Below are 20,032 nucleotides of genomic sequence, written 5' to 3' on the forward strand. Positions count from 1 at the left end.
TGGCAAAGTACATCGTCCAGCCCGTCGTGGCCCTGGAAACGGATATGGCCATCGTCTGCTCGGTAGCCGTAAACCTGTACCATACGTCCTGCGAGGCGTTTGGCGCGCAGGTAGGGGCAGCTCCGCTAATAGTCATTCCATTAAATGTTCCGCTTATGTTAGTACAGTTAGCGCTCGGAGTTAATTGTATTGCATTAGAGCATTCGTCATTGGCATAGGAGGTAATGTGCCAAAAAAAGACAAAAAAGAGTAATAGACGTTTTGTCATAAATAGTTATTGATTTGATTGTTGATTACGTCGGTAAATTTAGATTTCTGGCCACAATTAGCTATGTAATCATGTTGCCAGATTATGCATCATTGTTGCATTTATCTGAAAATCATTACTTTTTAAGAAAGTGGCTTGGTGATTTTCCAAAGTATTCCGTAAAGGATTTTGTGAAATAGGATTGGCTGCTGAAGCCGCATTTATACGCAATTTCGGTGATGTTTCCTTGGTTGCCAGACAAAAGATCTTTGGCTTTTTCAAGACGGATCATGCTGATGAAATTGGTTGTAGAAAATCCTGTGAGTGCCGTTAATTTTCGATGGAGCTGGCTTCGGCTGACCGACATGTCATTAGAAAGTTCTGTAACCGAATAGTCTTGATTATCGATATTGCTGATGATGCTAGCGATAACTTTATTGACGTATGCGTTTTGACTCTTGGTCCGTTCTTCGAATGTTTTTTCGGATTGGATGGAGTCTTTATACGCTTCTTTATTTCGCTGGACAGTGGCAAACAAGTTCTGTACCGTCAGCTTTAATTCTTCTGGTGAAAAAGGTTTCGAAATATAAGCATCGGCTCCGTGCTGCAGTCCTTTCAAACGGCTTTCCAGCGAGGCTTTTGCAGAAAACAAGACAACAGGCAGATGGCTTGTCAATTCGTCTGCTCGGATTTCCTGCAGCAATTCGATTCCGTCTTTTTCTGGCATCATGATGTCGGAAAGGACAATATCTGGCAAATTTTCACGGATCATGCCCATAGCTTCCTGTCCGTTTTTGGCATGCAGGACCTGGAAGTTTTCTTTGAGTACAGACATACTGAAAACGGCTGTATCGGCGTCATCCTCTACTAATAGGAGTAACGGGATGCCGTCATTCTGAATCATTGTATCAACTGCAGCAGTAAATTCTTGTATCGGAAGAGACACGACAAATGTGGTTCCCGCGGGACTGCTTTGAAGCTCGATTGTTCCTTGCGCCAAGTCTACCAATTCTTTGACCAATGACAAGCCTATGCCCGTGCCATTGACATCCGACGTTTCTTTTCCTCTGAAAAAACGCTGGAACACTTTTTTCTGTTCTTGCTTGGGAATTCCCGGACCGTTATCATTTACGCGGATTATCAGCTTGCCAGCCTCTAGGATAGGCGTGACTTGGATTTCTGATGTTGGAGGACAATATTTTACAGCATTCCCGATAAGATTGGAAAGTATCTTTTCTAAAGCGTTTGAAGGAAATGAATAGTGTTTTTCGGCATTATTCTTAGTGTGGACAATGCGTATGTCTTTGGACTTGGCTTCGCCTGCAAAACTGTCGATGTTGTTTTCAATAAAACTATCAAGATTTCCGGTCGTGTAATGCAACTGAAAGTTTCCTTTTCGGAGTTTTGACGCGTCCAGCAGTTCGTTGACCAAGCCCATCAGCTTTTTCGAATTGCGTTCCATCAAGACCAGCTGCTCCTGATGCGGAGTCTCCGGGTGCTGCTTCATCATCTGGATAGGACCGTCGATAAGCGTGAGCGGCGTTTTTATGTCATGTACTATGTTTTCAAACAGCCTGAGTTTTTCCTGCTCGAATTTCCGGGTAATCTTTCTTCTCTGGAAAATCAGGTACGTAATGAATCCGGCAATCACGAACAGCGAAACAGCACCGAATAAAAGCCAGATCTGCTGGTTTTTGGCTTTTTCAATTTCATGCTTGTGCCGCTGGATTTCTTTTTCCTTTTTTTCGGTTTGGTATTTGATTTCCAGCTCTTCGATTTCTTTTTTGTTGGTTGCTGCAAGCAGGCGCTGGCGTGTTTCGGTTTCCAGCTTTTTATACTGATGGGCATTTTTAAAGTCTCCCATCGACTCATATAAAACACTCATCCTTTCAAACAAGGCTGGCTTATAGGGGTCTTCTGGCCTCAATTCGTTTACAGCAATCGCTTTTTTCATGTATTCGATTGCTTTGGAATAGTTTTTCTTCTCGAGATAATAATCGCCCAAATTCTGATGGGTAGTCATCATATTGAGATAGTCCTTGTTCTTTTCAGAAAGCGTAAGGCCTTTTTCATAATAGTACACGCAAGAATCCGATTTTGTTCCTTGATAGGCGGCCCCGAGAGAGTTGTATACGGTAGCCAGATAGTTGTCCTGCTTATTTTTTAGAAGTGTTTTTTCTGCTTCCTTCAGCGTCTTTATGGCCTCATCAAAAGATTGGTTCATGATCTGCAAAGCCGCAAGGTTTGCGGCAATAAAGGAATAGTATTGGTAGTCATTCGCCTCTTTCTTAGCCTGTGCCGCCTGTTTTAGATAGGACTCTGCTTTCTTTGGATCGTTCAGGTAGAAATAGCAAGTGCCTATGCCGTTGTATAGCGTTCCCGCCAGGGATTTTTCGTTGTGCTTTTCAGCCAGCTCAATACCTTTCAGGTAAGAAGCAATGGCTTCCTTCATCTTGTTTTGTTTCTGATAGGCTTCTGCAATCAGCGCATACGAACGGATTACTACGGTCTGATTGTTTATTTTTTTCCCGATGGCTTGCGCAATGCGGCTGTAGTAGATACAAGAATCTTGATGGGTTGGCAAAAAATGTCTTGCGATTTCCAAGTTGAGCTCGCCTTTTCGAGGCTCGTCTGCTTTTTTTAGGAGTGTCTGCAGCGAATCTGCCGTATTTTGGGAATGCGACTGTTGGGGTAAAAGAACACAAAAAAATAGCGTCAGGTAAAAAACAAAATTTGCCATAGGTTTTATAGGGGGACTGTGGTATATGCTTCTGAATTGTTTACAAAACTATTAAAATTCTTTACAATTCCTATTCTGCCGAAATGCAAACACTGCTTTTACGCCCAAAATATGTTGCAAAAATCTGCTTTCTCCGACAAATTGTTAATAAGTTTTTAATTGCCGTGAAAGTTCAAGATAAAATAACGCCTTATTTTCGCTTCTCTGTAAACTGCCGGTTATTCCCGCCCGGCGATAGGATTCCCAAAAAAAACTGACGGCCTTTATTTCTAGGGCCGCAGTCAAGCTATTTAGAGCAACAGTAACAACATTTCGCAAGCGAAAACTTGTCAGGAATTGTCCTGCGCCCTGTTTTCTGCGGATTAAATTTAGATAACATTAAAACCAGATAACTATGAAAACGATCTACACCTTATTTCTTGCGTTCACGTCAGCCGCAGCCTTTGCCCAGCAGACCATTTCTTTCGAAACCTCAGAAGGCTATCAGCCCGGAACCTTAAACCAGCAAAATGGCTGGGAAGTGACGGAAGGCTCTGGCGGCTTTCTCCTCAATCAGGTCGTAAGCAATGAAAAGGCTTCTGCTGGCAGTTTTTCTTTTAAAAATGCTTTCGAGCCTAGCTTTAATGACCAGTTTTTACCGATATTCGGGGCTTCAAAAATTTTCGATGTGCCTCAGGGGTTTGCTAATTTCACCATCACTTATGATGTATTGGCTACAGAACAGCAGGGCTCTGACTTTGAATTCACGCTCTTTGCCATAGACGGCAACGAAGAATATGTGCCTGTTGCCGGAGTCGGCATCGAAAACAGAGGGTATATCTACTTGATTAAAGATGTAAATTACGGCATTCTCTATGCCGAGGCCGAGTGGACTCCTAACCAATGGGTCGCCATCAAGATTGAGGTTACTGCAGATGCAATCAAGTATTATGTCAACAATGTCTTAGAAAAAACCATCGACAATTATACCGATCTGGAAATTGCCGGCTTTACTATGCTGCACAATAATTATGGCGGCAATGCATATTATGACAATTTTGTAATCACCAGCGGAAGCTTGGGCACGACTCCTGTTAAGAATCCTTCTTTTGCAGTATATCCAAATCCGGTTCAAGCGACTGTTTCTATCGCATTGCCTTCCAATGTAGTACTAGCGGAAGCGGCATTTTATACAATTACCGGACAAAAGGTGCTGCAGACCAATCGAAGCGAGAATATCGACATCAGCGCGCTGGCTGCCGGAACGTATTTTCTTAAAGGTAGTACTACAGACGGAACGTCATTCGCTAAAAAGATTATAAAAAGATAATCGTGCTAGAAAAGAAAGGCTCCTCTTTAACATTTCAATTTCCCAAATCTTGACAATTATTAGATTTTATAACAGAATAGGGCCTCAAAAAAATCGATACTTCAATTTTTTAAACCTTAAAAAAACAATTTCTGATTTCGGTGTTAACAGCCGATTTAAAGTTTGAAAAGTGGAGAAAACTTTATAAGTTTACTGTACTGATTTAGAAAGAAATTAATGAACAATCCATTAATAATGAAGCGTATGGCTTGCATCTGCTGCTCGAAAAACGAGGAGTGATTTGTCAGCTTTAGCAATTTATAAAACGATTCAAGCATAACAAAAACTCCTCAAGAAATTGGGGAGTTTTTGTTATTTAAAGCATTATATAAACTATGGTTTCAAACTTATCACTTTTAAACGAAATGTGCTGCTGTCTGCTTTTGTGGTCCAGAGGTAGCCGCCCTATTTATAACGCCCCGATATAATTAGCCCCGCCAAAGCCTCTTGAAATTCTCAACAGGCTTTTTTTATATCACAGAACAAACGAATGTCAAACTTAAAAAAACGAATCCCTCTTGCCATGCCCGAGAAGTCAAAAAACAAATCGCTGTACCAGTCTAATTTTTCGGAGAAAAAGATTTTTCTGGACAAGAAAAAAGCGAGCTATTGGATTACCGAACTAGCATCCTGGCTTTTCTGCAGCCAGAAAGAATATATTGATTTTAGCTTTTTCGAAAAGAAGGAATTTGAACTGAAACTGCTACTGAAAGAACTTTTAGAAGCCGAATCGTTTGCAGAAAAAGACGCCTCGCAACTATCCGAAGCCTTTTTTGAGAACGCAGCCTCGCTGCACAAGCTGCTATCGGAAGACTTAAAAGCCGTGCTGGAATTTGACCCTGCGGCCAAATCAAGAAACGAAGTCATCCTCGCCTATCCTGGATTCTTTGCGGTCACAGTCTACCGCACCGCTCATATACTATGGCAGGAAAAGGCGCTTACCTTGGCCCGACTGGTTTCGGAATATGCCCACAGCGCCACCGGAATAGATATCCATCCGGGAGCGGTTATCGGCGAACGGTTTTTTATCGACCACGGAACGGGAGCCGTTATCGGCGAGACAACTAGTATAGGAAACGACGTGAAAATTTACCAAGGCGTTACCCTAGGTGCCCTAAGCGTGAGCAAAGACAAGGCCGAAGAAAAACGGCATCCGACCATCGAAGACGGCGTGATTATCTATTCCAACGCGACCATTTTGGGCGGCAGCACGGTCGTCGGAAAAGGAGCTGTCATCGGAGGCAACGTCTGGATTACCAATTCCATTCCGGCAGAATCGCTCGTCTTCCACAAAAGCGAAATCATCATCAAGAGCAAGCAGGTATTTCCAGAAGCGCTCAATTTTAGCATCTAAATAAAAAGCATCCCTAATTTAAAAAATAGAAAGAACATGAAAGCAAATAGTATTTTAGAAACCATCGGCAAAACGCCCGTGGTGAAAATTAACCGATTGTTTGGCGAGACCAAGAACATCTGGATAAAACTAGAAAGAAACAATCCCGGAAACAGTATCAAAGACCGTATCGCCTTGGCCATGATCGAAGATGCTGAGGCAAAAGGACTGCTCAAGCCGGGCAGCGTGATTATTGAGCCGACATCGGGCAATACCGGAATCGGACTGGCGCTCGTGGGGGCAGTCAAAGGCTATAAGGTCATTTTAGTCATGCCAGAATCCATGAGCGTGGAGCGCCGAAAGCTGATGGAAATTTACGGCGCCGAGTTCGAGCTGACGCCGCGCGAGAAAGGAATGAAAGGGGCTATCGAAAGAGCCAATGAACTGGTAGCCGAAACGCCAAATGCTTGGTCGCCGAAACAGTTTGAGAATCCTGCGAACGTCGAAGTGCATAAAAACACTACGGCTCAAGAAATACTAGAGGATTTTCCGGACGGACTGGATTATATCATCACAGGTGTGGGCACCGGCGGACATATCACGGGCGTAGCCGAAGTCCTGAAGGAAAAGTTCCCTAACCTGAAAGTTATTGCCGTCGAACCCGAACTGTCGCCAGTATTAAGCGGCGGAAGCCCGTCGCCCCATCCTATCCAAGGAATCGGCGCTGGTTTTGTGCCGCAGAACTACCATGACGATGCAATTGATGAAATCATTCAGGTAAGCAAGGAAGATGCTTTTGACTATGCGAGGGCTATCGCAAAAAAAGAGGGCATCTTGGCAGGAATTTCTACAGGAGCTTCTTTGGCCGCTGTCGCAAAAAAAATAGCTTCACTGCCAGACGATGCGCGAATACTGACTTTTAATTATGATACGGGGGAACGCTACCTTTCTATCGAAGGCCTTTTCTAGACTCGGCCTCGGTAGGGTGCGTGTTTTTATCAATTGCAGCCCAGAAGAGTGCAACAGACTGCGCAGAAGGGTATAATTGATGCTTTTTTGAGGCAAAAAGAGCCGTAAATGGCGTTCCATCACCCGCGCACGGCCCTCGGAACCCCGCCGATGGCGTTCGGAACGCCATTCGTGGGGTTCGCGACGTATAAATTGGCGTTACCCTACGCCAATTTTGGCGTTCGGAACGTCAAATTTGGCGTTCGGAACGTGTGTTTTGGCGTCAGGCAACGCCATTCGCGGGTGATGGAACGCCATCCGCGGGGTTCTGAACGCCAAATGTGACATTCAATTCGATAATTTCTGAGGTATAGAAATCAAAAATAAAGATCTTGTCAAAATCCGATTCGAAGGTCTTGGCCTGTATCGCCTCGTCAATCAAGAACGACTTGCAGCAATGGTCGATAGAGCTTAATATCAAGACGAGCCATTGTTTTTCGGGCACCGCTTGAATCGGCTGGCTCTTGGCAATGATTCCTGCAATAGCGCTGCTGCTGCACTCGACAATCTTGAAGTCGCGGTTGACAATTTTGAGTTCCGAAGAAGGCAGCTTGCGGATGCGTTCTACATATTTATATAAGATGACCTCGCCTTTGATGCCCGAAATAATTTCGTTTTTCAGGTTCTGCATTTCTCCAGCATCAAAATTAGCATTCGGCTTCCTGAATTCTACATTATAGAGTCCGGTATATCGGGAACCTAAAGCTGTCAATTCGATTTCGATTTCTAAAAGGATTTTTGAGATGGCGTTTTTTTTCTGGTTCAAGAGCAGGTCTGCGCACTGCACGTTAATCTTCTCTGGGCCTTGGGAGCCCCCGATGATGAGCTCTCCTTTTTGCGAAATGATGGCCTCGCCGTCATACGACTCAGCAAATTTCCACAAATCAACAATTGCTTTGATTTCTTGCTCTTTCACCCTTTTTTTCTGCTTTGAGCTTTCTATGGCATCCATCCAGTTTTCTATTGCTTGAATCATCTTCATCTTTTTTTATTCAAAAATAGAGCGAACACCAAAGCTGGCTGGCTTTTTTATACGAACCGCCTTTTATTTTATACTAAATCCTTAATTGGGGTGCTAAAAAGCTTCGGATAGGGTTTTGTATAATTTAATTCAGGTTTTGTATAATATAATACCTTGTTAAGCAGTTTTTAAGTTACTTCGCATCAAAATCAACAGCAAGCAAAAACTATGTTTGACAAAAATTGTAACAAAAACTGGTTCATGGAGTTTCTTATCGCTCCAAAATACAGGCTATACAGACACCTGCTGGTTTTTATTTATACAATTCCTTTTTTTGTAATCTCTGATGAACACACAGGAGAAGCTGTACATCATCATTACTTGAAAAGTATTATTTGGAATTTCTACTTCCTTTCTATGTTCTACCTAAACATGTATGTCCTCATGCCTGCTTTTCTCTATAAAGGAAAGTACCTTACCTATCTTCTCAGCCTCATTGCTTTGATTATCAGCGGCTACTTGATAGTAACAGGAATAACGGCCACGTTCATGAAAGGCTATGATTTTGTCAAGGAAGAGCAGGAAAACAATTCGTTCGAGAATTTTTTCGTAACCATACACATCCTCACCTTAATGGTCTTTGCTTCTACATCCATCAAGCTGTTCCAGCGGTGGGCAAGAGACAGCGACAGGATTAACGAGCTGGAAAGAAATTCGCTCCAGATCGAACTGCGGGAATTAAAGAACCAGATCAATCCGCATTTTCTTTTCAATATGCTGAACAACGTGAATGTGCTCGTCAAAAAAAATCCAGACAAGGCGTCTACGATTATCATGAAACTTTCGGATTTCTTGAGATACCAGCTGTATGACAACAACCAGCATTCGGTACTGCTGCTGTCGGAAATTCAATTCTTGAACGATTTTATGGAACTGGAGAAAATCCGCCGCGATGATTTTAATTTCAACCTCAGCATACAGAACGAAAGCCCTAACGAAAATATGATTTCGCAGCTTGTGCTTCCGCCCAACTTGTTCATCACGTTTATTGAAAACGCGATCAAGCACAGTGCCGATGCCGACAGTCCTTCTAAAGTAGACGTTAGCTTTACGATTTATAAAAAAGAACTGCGCTTTGTCTGTTCCAACACAAAACCCGCAGAGCCTATCGATAGCGACAAAAAGGGAGGCCTCGGACTGGCCAACATCAAGCGCAGGCTGGAACTTCTTTATGGCAAGGATTTCAAGCTCGAGATCGAAAATAATGACACCAACTATACAGCAACCTTAACCTTACCTATATGAACTGCATAATCGTTGATGACGAACCGTTGGCGAGAGAAGGAATGCTGCTGCTGCTGCAAGACATTCCGGACCTGAATGTAATCGGGTGCTTCAATGGTGCCAAGAAAGCGCGCGAATTCATGCAAGAGAACTCCGTCGACCTGATTTTTCTGGACATACAGATGCCTGGCATCAACGGACTGGAATTTGCCGAATCGATTTCTGAAAACACCTTGATTATTTTTACCACGGCCTTCTCGCAATATGCCCTGAAAAGCTATGAGGTCGATGCCATAGATTATCTGGTCAAGCCGATCATCAAGAGCCGCTTGGACAAATCCATAAAAAAAGCTTTTGCTTATAAAGAGCTTTTGGCCAACAAGGAAGGAAAAAGCACGCTCGAAAGCCTGGAACAAGATTTTATGCTCATCAAATCGGATCGAAAATTTCACAAGATTCTTTTTCGCGACGTGCTCTATATCGAGGGACTGAAAGATTATGTCGTGATTTATGCCAACGACAGCAAGATCATCACGGCCATGAACCTCAAGACCATATCGCAGCATTTGCCGGAAGCCCAATTCATAAGGGTCAGCAAATCGTATATGGTCAACGTGCAGCACATTGATTCTTTTGACAACCACACAATCCATATAAAAACCTCAGAAATTCCGATCGGAGATGTTTTCCGAAAAAAATTCCTGGAGCAGTATTTAGGAAAGAATATTTCCGACCGATTATAACAAACCTTTTTATAAACAAGCTATGAAATTAAAGTTTTTGCCATTGGCAGTATTCTTTTGCGCATTTGTGAATGCCCAAGAAAACGAAGAATTGAAGGAAAAAGTAAAGGAAGCCGTCACGGATCGATTTCCTACGACGCGCTTTCTGGACATCCAGTACCAGCAATATCTCCCAACCGATTTTGACTCGGAACTGTTTGACAGGGCCTTTGAAGAAGGAGAAATCAAGAGCCATTACCGACTGAATGCTAATACTAATTTTACCATCTTCTCCAAGCCAAGATGGAACATCACGACTTCGCTCAACTATAAATATGAAGCTTTTGAGCTTAATGATGTAGAAAATGTTGCCGGTGATGCGATTGCTCCTTACAACAAAAATGTAGATTTCCACTACCTTTCTGCCACGTTGAGCTTTACGTATTTTGCCAGGCTGTTTAACAAGCCGTTTATCTACAATGCCAGCTTTACGGCAGACGGTTCTGAAAAAGATGTAGAGCGATTAAAAGGTTTTGTGGGTGCTTCTATCATCTTGAAAAAAACAGAAAGAACGATGATTGGCGTGGGTGCCATTATTTTTATCGACCCTGCTTCACCGGTTCCGGTCGCTCCTACCTTTATCATGGAACATAAGTTCAAAAACTCGCCTTGGGTCATGGATTTAATCCTTCCGCAGCGCCTTTTGTTCCACAGGCCGCTATTTGAAAACGGAAAGCTTTCTTTGGGAACCGAATTGAGCGGCGACGGATTCTATGTCTACAACAAGGCGCCAGGTTTTGCCGATGTTTATGATTACCGCGTTTTAGAACTGCGTTCCGGAATTACGTACGAACATCGCATCAATACTACGATTATTGCTACGTTCAAGACAGGCCTGTCGAATGTGTTTAATTCGAGATTATCCGAAAGAGGCGAAAACACCAACGATTATATCTTTTCGACCAACCAGGATCCTACAGGCTATTTCAGTCTCGGAATTTCTTTTATGCCTAATTTCAAGAAGAAAAAAGAATAAGGCTATTATCCCATCACTTCTATAAATATCTTTTTAATCAAGGCAATCTCGTCCGCGTAGATTGTCTTTTTTCGTGTGGCAAAATGGAGCGTATTCTCTAGCGGCGTCTTCCCTTTCCAGACCATCTTGATCAGCCCGCTCTCGATTTCTTTTTTGCACAAGAAATCAGGAATTACCGCCAGTCCCTGTCCGCTGCTCAGGCAACGCACGATAGAATTCAAGTTCGGGACGATATAATTGGGACGGAAGTCGGGGTATTTGTTAAAGTTCAGCTGCCAGAACCGTCTCAGATGTTCCATATCACCCGTCGTACCGTACCATTTCTGCTCTTTCAGCCAAGCCTCGATTCCTTCTATGTCGCATGCTTTTTCTAAGGCGTCAAATGTAGCGTCATCAATATCGTTGCCTCCCACCAATACGATGGTTTCTGACGAAAACGGCTGGTAGTCGATGCTGCTTTTCGGAACCATCTGCGGCGTGATGATAATATCAAGAATGCCTTTTTCTAAGTTCTCTACCATTTCCGGATATTCCCCGAACTGGATGATGACGTTGAATGGCAATGTAGAAATATACTGCTCAAGCGTAATCTGGAAAGTCTCAAAGCACATTCCTACGCTGATAGTGGGCGTATGTTTTTCGGTACTCCGCTGGAAATTTTTTTCGGCTTCTTCCAGCTTGGTCATGGCTTCGATGATAAAATTATAAAGTACCTTTCCTCTTTCCGTTGGCACCATCTTGCGGCCCGTGCGGTCAAACAATTTATAGCCCACATAATTTTCCAGCGAGCTCAAGTGCAAGCTCACTCCTGGCTGGGAAATAAACAATACTTCCGCAGCTCCCGTTAGCGTTCCCGATTTGTAGACCGCCTTAAATGTCCGGTACCATTCTAGATTTACCATGATTAAACTATTATAATTCTGATGCAAAGGTATGAATTAAGTTATTTTAATAATAGATAATGCCGCCGTAAATTTGCATCATTAATTAGATAGAAGACTTATGAAAAAAATATTTATCATTAATGGAGGTCAAAAATTTGGCCATTCGGGCGGAAGGTTCAACGAAACCATCTCGCAAGAAACTTTGAATTTTTTTAAAAACAATCCCAACTTTGAAGTGAAGCTGACCGATATCAACCACGACTACGACCCTGCCGAAGAAGTACAGAAGTTTGTCTGGGCCGATGTTATCATCTACCATACGCCAATCTGGTGGTTCCAAGTGCCGCATGACTTCAAGAAATATATAGACGTGGTCTTTACGGAAGGGCATGCAACTGGAATTTACAACAGCGACGGCCGTTCTTCTCAAAACCCTGCTATCAATTACGGAACTGGAGGCATGCTGCACGGCAGAAAATACATGCTGACGACTTCATGGAACGCTCCGAAAGAAGCCTTTACGCTTCCGGGAGAATTCTTTTCGCAAAAAAGCGTCGACGAAGGACCTTTGTTTGGCTTCCATCGCATGAATGCTTTTACAGGAATGACGCCTCTAGAAAGCATGCATTTTCATGATATTGAGAAAAATGCCGACGTCGCCAGAGACTTGAAATTGTATAACGAGCACTTGAGCAAAATCTTCATAAACTAATCATGGCTATACATTTGACCGCAATAATCAAAAGCAGGCCCGAGCATACGGAAGAGGTAAAAACCTACCTGTTGAACATGGCGCTACATTCTAAAAAAGAAGAAGCCTGCCTTCAATACGACCTGCACCAGAATAATGAGGAGCCGAACATTTTTGTGTTCCATGAAATCTGGAAAGATGCAAAAGGACTGGAAGAGCATAATGCAAAGCCGTACATTCAAGATTTCGTAAAGGCCTCGGAAGCGCTTCTGGAACAAAACGTAATTATTTATAAAACACAAAAAATAGGATAATGGACTATCGAAAATTAGGAAGTTCGGATTTGGAATTATCGGCTATCACTTACGGAGCTTTTGCCATTGGCGGCAACATGTGGGGCGGCAACGAAAAGCAGGATTCTATTGCTGCGGTACATGCTTCGCTGGACCACGGCGTTACTTCACTAGATACGGCTCCTTTCTACGGCATGGGACTGAGCGAAGAATTGATTGGGGAAGCCATCAAAGGGAAAAGCCGCGACAAGCTACAGCTGCTTACAAAATTCGGCCTCGTATGGGACGGAAGCAATAAGGGAAAGGGAGATTATTTCTTTGATGCTTCTGCAGACGGAAAAACATTTCCAGTCTATAAATATGCTTCAAAAGCGAATATCATCAAAGAACTGGAAGAAAGCTTGAAACGCCTCGGTACCGATTATATCGACCTGTTGCAGATTCACTGGCCCGACTCGACTACGCCGATTGACGAGACGATGGAAACTTTAAATCTTTTGATTGAGCAAGGAAAAATTCGCGCTGCAGGCGTCTGCAACTACGACCTATCGCAATTGAAAGAAGCAGAAAAAACAATACAGCTGGCTTCGAACCAAGTTTCGTACAGCATGCTAAACAGGGCTATTGAAAAAGACATCGTGCCTTATGCTGTTGAGAAAAACATGGGCATCATCGCCTACAGCCCTATGGAAAGAGGACTGCTGACCGGAAAATATTTTAAGGAGGCCAAGCTACAGTCTGACGATCATAGAAACGGCTACTTCGGACAGTTTTCTGCCGAAAGTGTCAAAGCGCTTTTAGACAAGATCGAGCCGATTGCGCAAAGCAAGAACGCTTCTTTGTCGCAACTGGTCTTGCGATGGACAAGCTTGCAGCCGGGAATCAGCGTAGTGCTGGCAGGCGCAAGAAATGCGACACAGGCTATCGAAAACGCAAAAGCCGCAGCAGTTTCCATCACTGCCGACGAAATGAAATTTATTAATGATGCGATACTAGAAATGTAAGGATGGGCTCCAATAGCAATCTGCTTTTTTAGTAAATTTACCCAGCTCTATTCGAAAAGGGCTGGGTATTTTAGTTTACAAAAACATGATTGAAGAACAACTTCTGTTGGCGTTCGGCGCCCATACAATCGTACTCAAAAAAGGAGAAATGCTTTTTGAGGAAGGTGCTGCTGCGAAATATTTTTTCCAGGTACATTCTGGAGAAATCAAGATGAACAATTTCAACGACGAAGGCAAGGAATTTATCCAAAGCATTTTTGGCGAAGGAAACTGTTTTGGCGAGCCGCCTTTGTTTATCGACAAGCCTTATCCTGCTAATGCTGTTGCTATTGTAGATTCTGAAATTTATGCCATCTCAAAAGAATCGTTTTTCAAATTGCTGTATTCAAATCCCGAAGCGCACCTGAACATGACGGTCAATCTTGCCCAGCGTCTTTATTACAAATCGGTCATGGCTTCCGAAATTTCTTCCCAAGAACCAGAACACCGCATTTTAAAGCTGATTGATTATTTTAAGGAGTCTATCAGCCAAATACAACCCGATGAAAAATACAGAGTAGACCTCACCCGCCAGCAGATTGCAGACCTGACCGGACTGAGGGTGGAAACCGTAATCCGCTCCATAAAATCACTCGAAAAAAAGGGACTGCTTTTGATCGAGAACCGAAAAGTTTTTCGATAATTTTTTGCAATTATTTCACCTAATATGATTTAAGTCATAAAATGCTGGCGGGATGTGTAGCTAACTTTGTTACTATAATTCTAAAGCACTTTTATCATGAAAACATATCATAATTATCTGGAAGGTTACAAACGAGGTCTTATCGGTTTTGCTACATTGAGCATTCTTGCCCAAAGCTGTCTAGGTTCTATTGCCGCAATGCTTATTCTTATGGGAGGAACTTCAGTCGGACAAATGGTACAGCTATTTTTTGTCACCATCTTCTGTATGGGATTTAACGGAGCGGTCTTGTCTCAGCAAAAACCAAAATTTGTATTCGCAACCCTTATCATCAGCGTCACGCTTAGTATTGTCTTTTCAATCGCAAACCTGATTTCTTTAATAGGGTAATGCGCTATACTAAAACAGAAAAGCCTCCAATTATCTTGGAGGCTTTTTTATTGGAAATGTAGCTGTTTATACTTTTGGTAATGGCTGTCCGACAGCAACATCGCATCTGTGACCTGGCTGTCCGTGTGGTGGATTCATACCTGGAGCAGTAACGACATTTGCATTGTTCACAGGTGTTACTGTAGTTGGAGCGGCAGTTGCTGTCGGCTGTGTTGGTTGCGGCTGTGCCGCTGGTTTTTGTCCTGGAGGCGAATTTAACGGAGCCCCTACAGGAATATCGCATCTGTGTCCTGGCTGTCCGTGTGGCGGATTCATGCCCGGAGCCGTAGCTGTAGCCTGTGGCTGGATCTGCTGTGGCTGTGCTTGTACCGTTTGCGGCTGAGCAGTAACCGGAACTTGTCCGTCTGCAGGAGCAGCTGCCGGATCTGCTGCAACAGCTTCTGCTGGCGCTGCACTTTCTTGAGGCTCTAATTCTTTTTTACATGAAGTCATGAACAGTGAAACTGCCAAAAGCGAGCCAGCTATTATTTTTGTTTTCATTGTTAGTTTTTTAAATTAAGAATTCAAATATAAGCGTTTCAGATGATTATCTATGTTAAAAATAAGCTCTTAACTGCACGCTTCCTGTGTGGATTGCTTTGCTTTCTTCGCTTTTCCTTCCTTCATAATTTATATTGATATCTAGAAACTGTGTCAGGTTCTTTTGCAATAGCAGTCGCCAAGTCATATTCTGTCCTGCCTGCAGTCCTTCAAGCATCTGGTAAGCAACTGGAGACAAAGCATCGCCAGTAAAATCATTTTGGTAGAGAGAGAATTCGCCGTTCATCGTGAATTTCTTTTCCGAAGCATAGGTAAAAGAGGTTCCGAAGCGATGCTGCTGCAGCTTTTCCATATCATTGATCTTGTTCTCTTTGTCTTGGTATTCATAGAACAGATCCCAGCTTGCATTTCTTGAAAAAAGATAGGAAATCTTAGGCGCCAGCTGATAGCCTTTCAGCTCGAAATTCTTGCTGGAATAGTTTTCTGAAAAAAGTTCTGATTCGATGGTCTTTCCCAAAAAGCCTAACAGCCAGCTTTTCTGGATCAGATGGGCATATTGCAGCTGGTGCGAACGGTTGTTGTTTTCCTGAGATCCGACCGAGAGCAGCGTTTTGGCACGGTTTCTCAAATAGGTATACGTTACGGAATGGTCTTGCTTACCTCTGTTGTAAAAAAAGCTGTTCCTGAAACTAGAATTAAGTCCCAAAAGGTCTTTATCGCTTGTAGAAAACGGATTCAAGTCGAAATTGTCGCTGTCGCGTACGATCTTTCGGTCGATCAAAAAAGAGGTCTGGTTGTAAAAATAGGACAAGAATTTCTTAAGCCCTTTTTCGTTCTGCCATTGATTGGCGTTCAAGATAACCGATTGCGAGAACTTGTTTTGGTGGGTCTTGATAAAAATCTGATTCGGGAGAAAAATCCTGACGTATTCTGCCTGGTCGGAAAACTTTGCGATTTCAAATTCTTCGAGCTCTTGGATTCCGTTGCCGTTGTAATCAATCCAAGTGTAGACACCCTGCCCCGGTTCTACTTTCAGATACGTAAATTCCTGTTGCGGTATGGTTCCCGACGTGGTTTCATAGGTAGTCGTGACTTGAACCAGCTGGTTGAAATAACGGTCGTTATAAAGCAACCTGGAATTTAGCGAAGGCTCGTTTTTACGGGTTGGGTCTTCAAATTTTAAGTTCCTGTAATTCACGAACAAGGAAAGATCGCTCTTTTCGGTCTTCATCAATCGTGACTTGAGGTAATAGGAATTGGACGTATTTACCTTTCTCACAAATCCGTTGACCAAACTGTCATTAGAACGCTGCAGATAGCCTAATTCCACATACACCTTAGTGCTATCGCCGCGTCCTGTAAAAAGACCAAACTCGTTAAATCTTTGGCTCAAGGCCGAAAACTGATTCGTTTCCTTGATTTTTTCTTCGTTATCTTCCAGCCTGAACGTTCCGCCAACCCAATTCTTGCCGAAATGGTATCTGGCCTGTGTCTGATGCCTGATGAATTTAGATTCGGAATAATCGCTGTCGCTTTTTAAGACACTTCCGTTGTTCTGGATGGTAAAATTCTTAAATCGGAAAGAGCCGTCGACCACATGCCTAGTTCCTGAGAAACTTTCGGAGAAATCAAGCTTTTCCAACTGGTATCTTGCGCTTCCTTTGTTCGGAAGCGTGAAATTTACGCCCGAAATTAACAGGCTCTGGTTGCCCAAAGGATTCGTCAGATTCCAATCGCGGTCAAATTCAATCGTGAATAGACGCTCGATGGTCTTGAATTCTTTCTGCACGAACTGATAATTAACAAAAGCATCTACCAGCCATTTCTTTGAAAACAGCCGCTGCTTGGCATAGATTTTCCCGGCAAGGCCTTGGTTGTCGCCGTCATCTTTAGACGAAAATAGGTTCAGGTCGTTGTTGCTTACGCCAATCTCAAAATCGACCAATGTCTTTTCGCTGGGCTTGTATTTTCCCAACACGGTAGCAATCTGGATTTTTGTCGGAGCGACCAATCGGATAATCGGTTCAAAATTACCTTGCGGAATTCCGCTCACGGGCGGGACATATTCATAGATTCTACCGACTGCTGCCGTATTTGAAATTCTATAATTCCCTTGATTATTGCCAACCAAGGAGAAGCGTACGTTGTAAAGCTCGTCTTCTGGATTATTTGAAAACTCAAAGACCTCAACGCCGCCAATGATTACTTTTTTATAAAGGATTTTATTTTCAGAATAACTGTCGACATACGCAGAAGGCGCCGTCATTTGCGAAGGATTATCTCCCGCTTCTTTCAGCACGTTTACTTGTTCTGGAGAAAGATTTTGCTGCAAAGGCTGGTTCTTCACGTCGTTTTCTGAATATAAAAAACCGCCGATACTCCATTTTTCCTGCTCGTGCGTCGCTCCCGCATACGTCACAAATCGCGTATAATTTCTATCGGAATATTGGTATTCGACATTGATCCTCATTTCGGAGGTAATCGGAAACAGGGATGTGAAGATAATTTCTCCCGCATTGTAATCGATGGTATAATCGTTGTTTTCGCCTCGTGTCAGTAAAATTCCGTTGACAAAAACTCTTTCGGAGCCTGAAATCACCAAGATATACAATTCGCCATTCGGGCCTTGAAGCTTGTATGGGCCTTGGTTGCCCTCCTGTCCCGTAAAGCTGCTTCGCGCATATTGTCCTCTTACCAAAGCCGCTGAAGCAAAGACATTGGTCTTTTTTTCGGGAGTTCCGAAAGTAAAATTAGCGGACAGTCCTTGTACTTTTTTATTAAAATTCAGGAATCGCGATTGTCTGTTTTCTAAGAATAAATCCCCTGCCCGTATGTTCCATTTGTCGCTGAAAAGCTCGATAAAAATCTGGTCGAATTCATCCAGTTTTTGCGAATAGCCGCCTTCTTGCAGCGGAATATTGCTGTCTTGGATGGATGCCCGAAGGCTTACTTTGTCTGAAATCTTTCCGGTTATCTGCAAATCGAGATTTGAATTGACAACTGAATTTTGGTTATTTCCTATGGTAATTCCTCGCGTAATGCTTCCCGAAGTATTCAATCCGTCAAAAGGCTTGAAGGTGCTTATCGGATCGCGGGAAACTTTATAGAGATTGCCTTTTCCTGCTTCGTTGCTCACGACGCGGCTGTCGTCGTAAATGCTGTATTTTTTTGTAAGGTATTCGGGATAGCTGAAATAGCGCAGTGTTAGCGTATCTTCAGACGCGTAATTATTCTTAAAAACAAGGATGCTTTTTTGGAAATCTACTTTATAATAGGTCGTATCGATATCATTCCCGAGCTTGTCCTGAAGCTTAAAGAAAGAGCTGCTGATGCTCACGCTGTCAATTTGGATCGTATCTTTTGAAGCGGTAATCTTCCTATTTTTATACGGCGTTTTGACTTCCTGAGCAGAAAGCTCAGAAACAAAGCCTATTAAAAACAGAAAGAGCAATTTTTTCAACATAAATACTATAACTCTGAAAGCTCAAAAGTAGTATTTATAAAATTAAAATTTCAATAGCTGCTTTCGCTTAAAAACCAAGCTGCCATAAAAAAATCGGGAGTTTCAAAAATTTGAGGCTCCCGATTCATTATTTTCTAGCTAATGGCTTCTTTTGTAACAATCTGCATGGTTTCTCTGCTGACTTGCTTGAGCAACACTTGTTTGTCTTTTTCGACCATTTCTGCGGCTTTTTCATTAAAGTGGCGAATCGTATAAAGCGAAACATTATCATTGTACGCAACTTTAAATTTCTTAGACAGCACGTTTTTCAAGTCGTTAAAATTGCCGAATTTGTCTTCAATACACACTGAAAAACTGATAGCCGAGTTCTGAATCAGGCTGACCTTCATCTTGTATTGATGGAAAAGCCCAAAAATCTCGCTAATGTTTTCTTCCATGATAAAAGAAAAATCTATAGAAGAAAGCGAAATCAGCAACTGTCCTTTTTTTACGATATAACAGGGCAGGTGCGGCTCTAAATCAGCTCCTTTGCTCACGCTTGTTCCTGGCAAAGAAGGATTGAGGAACGATTTCACAAACAATGGAATTTCTTTTCGCTGTAGCGGCTGCAATGTTTTCGGATGGATGACTGTCGCGCCATAAAAAGCTAATTCGATAGCCTCACGGTAGGAAATTTGGTTCAAGAGCGTGGCATTTTCAAAATACCTCGGATCAGCATTCATCACACCCGGAACGTCTTTCCAAATCGTAACGCTTTCGGCGTTCAGGCAATAGGCAAAAATGGCGGCGGTATAATCGGAACCTTCGCGGCCAAGCGTTGTCGTGAAATTATTTTCGTCGGAGCCTAAAAATCCTTGGGTGATGTTCAGTACTTTTTTCTTTACATTTTTAGAAATGAGCGTCTGAGTTTGGTCCCAATCTACGATGGCATCGCGATAAGTCGTATCGGTTTTTATAAAATTACGGACGTCAAGCCATTGGTTTTTTAATCCTTTGTAATTAAAATAGTGGCTGATGATGGTTGTCGAGATTATTTCCCCGAAACTGACAATCTGGTCGTAGACAAAGTTGTAATTCGGGGATTTGTTGTTTTTCAAAAAGCTTTCTAAATCAGAAAAAAGCTGGTTGATAGCGCCAAAAACCGCATTTTTGTCGTCTTCAAATAAATCTAGCAAAATCTGGTTATGGTACTTCTTGACATCTTGTACAGAAGATTGCAATTCTGCCGATTTTTCGAAATAGTTCTTTATCACTACTTCTAAGGCATTTGTTGTTTTTCCCATAGCCGAAACTACGAGCAAAACATCATCAAAACCCACCTGCTGCAAAACGTCGTATACGTTTTTAATGCCTTCAGCATCTTTGACTGAAGCACCTCCAAATTTAAATACTCTCATTATTTGATT

General features: G+C 42.7%; 19 protein-coding genes. 11 read left to right on the forward strand and 8 right to left on the reverse strand.

Translation table 11 applies throughout. The features are described 5' to 3' along the window. Together GGR22_RS05895 and GGR22_RS05900 are read right to left on the reverse strand one after the other, a co-directional pair. The coding region (locus GGR22_RS05895) for a hypothetical protein (protein ID WP_182492912.1) at positions 1 to 268 on the reverse strand (268 nt) is incomplete at its 3' end. Positions 269 to 383: 115 nt separating this feature from the next. Beyond that, positions 384 to 2,987: a hybrid sensor histidine kinase/response regulator transcription factor gene (locus tag GGR22_RS05900; RefSeq protein WP_182492913.1), complete on the reverse strand. Its 2,604-nt coding sequence runs from the start codon at positions 2,985 to 2,987 to the stop codon at positions 384 to 386. 394 nt (positions 2,988 to 3,381) lie between these two features. Here GGR22_RS05900 and GGR22_RS05905 point away from each other — a divergent pair, with 394 nt between their 5' ends. From GGR22_RS05905 to cysK, 3 genes are all read left to right on the forward strand, one after another. Next, positions 3,382 to 4,296, forward strand: coding sequence for a T9SS type A sorting domain-containing protein (locus GGR22_RS05905; RefSeq protein WP_182492914.1), 915 nt, complete (start codon positions 3,382 to 3,384; stop codon positions 4,294 to 4,296). 529 nt (positions 4,297 to 4,825) lie between these two features. Next, the gene (gene epsC, locus GGR22_RS05910; protein WP_246336916.1) at positions 4,826 to 5,689 is read left to right on the forward strand and encodes a serine O-acetyltransferase EpsC; all 864 of its coding nucleotides are present in this window, start codon (positions 4,826 to 4,828) and stop codon (positions 5,687 to 5,689) included. A gap of 36 nt (positions 5,690 to 5,725) precedes the next feature. Next, positions 5,726 to 6,637, forward strand: coding sequence for a cysteine synthase A (gene cysK, locus GGR22_RS05915; protein WP_182492915.1), 912 nt, complete (start codon positions 5,726 to 5,728; stop codon positions 6,635 to 6,637). On the opposite strand, the gene GGR22_RS05920 is transcribed toward cysK, so the two are convergent. Next, on the reverse strand, positions 6,618 to 6,806 hold the full coding sequence (locus tag GGR22_RS05920) for a hypothetical protein (protein WP_182492916.1): 189 nt from the start codon (positions 6,804 to 6,806) through the stop codon (positions 6,618 to 6,620). The genes cysK and GGR22_RS05920 overlap by 20 nt on opposite strands. A gap of 93 nt (positions 6,807 to 6,899) precedes the next feature. Further along, positions 6,900 to 7,652, reverse strand: coding sequence for a hypothetical protein (locus tag GGR22_RS05925; protein WP_182492917.1), 753 nt, complete (start codon positions 7,650 to 7,652; stop codon positions 6,900 to 6,902). Positions 7,653 to 7,898: 246 nt separating this feature from the next. Between GGR22_RS05925 and GGR22_RS05930 the strand changes: the two genes are divergently transcribed. The 3 genes from GGR22_RS05930 to GGR22_RS05940 are packed head-to-tail and all read left to right on the forward strand — an operon-like array spanning position 7,899 to position 10,679. Then, the gene (locus GGR22_RS05930) at positions 7,899 to 8,942 is read left to right on the forward strand and encodes a sensor histidine kinase (RefSeq protein WP_182492918.1); all 1,044 of its coding nucleotides are present in this window, start codon (positions 7,899 to 7,901) and stop codon (positions 8,940 to 8,942) included. Beyond that, complete coding sequence (locus GGR22_RS05935) at positions 8,939 to 9,664, forward strand: LytR/AlgR family response regulator transcription factor (protein WP_182492919.1); 726 nt, start codon at positions 8,939 to 8,941, stop codon at positions 9,662 to 9,664. Before GGR22_RS05930 ends, GGR22_RS05935 begins: the two co-directional genes overlap by 4 nt. Before the next feature lie 22 nt (positions 9,665 to 9,686). Next, positions 9,687 to 10,679 (forward strand): hypothetical protein, encoded by a 993-nt coding sequence (locus tag GGR22_RS05940; RefSeq protein WP_182492920.1) that lies wholly within the window; start codon positions 9,687 to 9,689, stop codon positions 10,677 to 10,679. Between the two features lie 5 nt (positions 10,680 to 10,684). Here the strand turns inward: GGR22_RS05940 and GGR22_RS05945 are convergent, their stop codons facing one another. Further along, positions 10,685 to 11,581 (reverse strand): LysR family transcriptional regulator, encoded by an 897-nt coding sequence (locus GGR22_RS05945; protein ID WP_182492921.1) that lies wholly within the window; start codon positions 11,579 to 11,581, stop codon positions 10,685 to 10,687. Positions 11,582 to 11,681: 100 nt separating this feature from the next. On the opposite strand from GGR22_RS05945, the gene GGR22_RS05950 reads away from it, so the two are divergent. The 5 genes from GGR22_RS05950 to GGR22_RS05970 all read left to right on the forward strand — a co-directional run bounded on the left by GGR22_RS05950 (position 11,682) and on the right by GGR22_RS05970 (position 14,623). Further along, positions 11,682 to 12,275, forward strand: a complete 594-nt coding sequence (locus tag GGR22_RS05950; RefSeq protein ID WP_182492922.1) for an NAD(P)H-dependent oxidoreductase — start codon at positions 11,682 to 11,684, stop codon at positions 12,273 to 12,275. 2 nt (positions 12,276 to 12,277) lie between these two features. Continuing rightward, positions 12,278 to 12,568 (forward strand): putative quinol monooxygenase, encoded by a 291-nt coding sequence (locus GGR22_RS05955; protein WP_182492923.1) that lies wholly within the window; start codon positions 12,278 to 12,280, stop codon positions 12,566 to 12,568. After that, positions 12,568 to 13,551 (forward strand): aldo/keto reductase, encoded by a 984-nt coding sequence (locus GGR22_RS05960; RefSeq protein WP_182492924.1) that lies wholly within the window; start codon positions 12,568 to 12,570, stop codon positions 13,549 to 13,551. The genes GGR22_RS05955 and GGR22_RS05960 overlap by 1 nt, the downstream gene beginning before the upstream one ends. Positions 13,552 to 13,636: 85 nt before the next feature. Further along, a complete protein-coding gene (locus GGR22_RS05965) occupies positions 13,637 to 14,233 on the forward strand; it encodes a Crp/Fnr family transcriptional regulator (protein WP_182492925.1) in 597 nt (198 codons plus the stop codon). 96 nt (positions 14,234 to 14,329) lie between these two features. Beyond that, a complete protein-coding gene (locus GGR22_RS05970; protein ID WP_182492926.1) occupies positions 14,330 to 14,623 on the forward strand; it encodes a hypothetical protein in 294 nt (97 codons plus the stop codon). Positions 14,624 to 14,689: 66 nt separating this feature from the next. Here the strand turns inward: GGR22_RS05970 and GGR22_RS05975 are convergent, their stop codons facing one another. From GGR22_RS05975 to GGR22_RS05985, 3 genes are all read right to left on the reverse strand, one after another. Beyond that, complete coding sequence (locus GGR22_RS05975) at positions 14,690 to 15,163, reverse strand: hypothetical protein (RefSeq protein WP_182492927.1); 474 nt, start codon at positions 15,161 to 15,163, stop codon at positions 14,690 to 14,692. Between the two features lie 55 nt (positions 15,164 to 15,218). After that, a complete protein-coding gene (locus GGR22_RS05980) occupies positions 15,219 to 18,626 on the reverse strand; it encodes a hypothetical protein (protein ID WP_182492928.1) in 3,408 nt (1,135 codons plus the stop codon). Between the two features lie 134 nt (positions 18,627 to 18,760). Further along, positions 18,761 to 20,023 (reverse strand): aspartate kinase, encoded by a 1,263-nt coding sequence (locus GGR22_RS05985; RefSeq protein WP_121375438.1) that lies wholly within the window; start codon positions 20,021 to 20,023, stop codon positions 18,761 to 18,763. Between the last annotated feature and the right edge of the window lie 9 nt (positions 20,024 to 20,032).

This window comes from Flavobacterium gossypii (genome assembly GCF_014138495.1).
GTDB classification, from domain to species: Bacteria; Bacteroidota; Bacteroidia; order Flavobacteriales; family Flavobacteriaceae; genus Flavobacterium; species Flavobacterium endophyticum.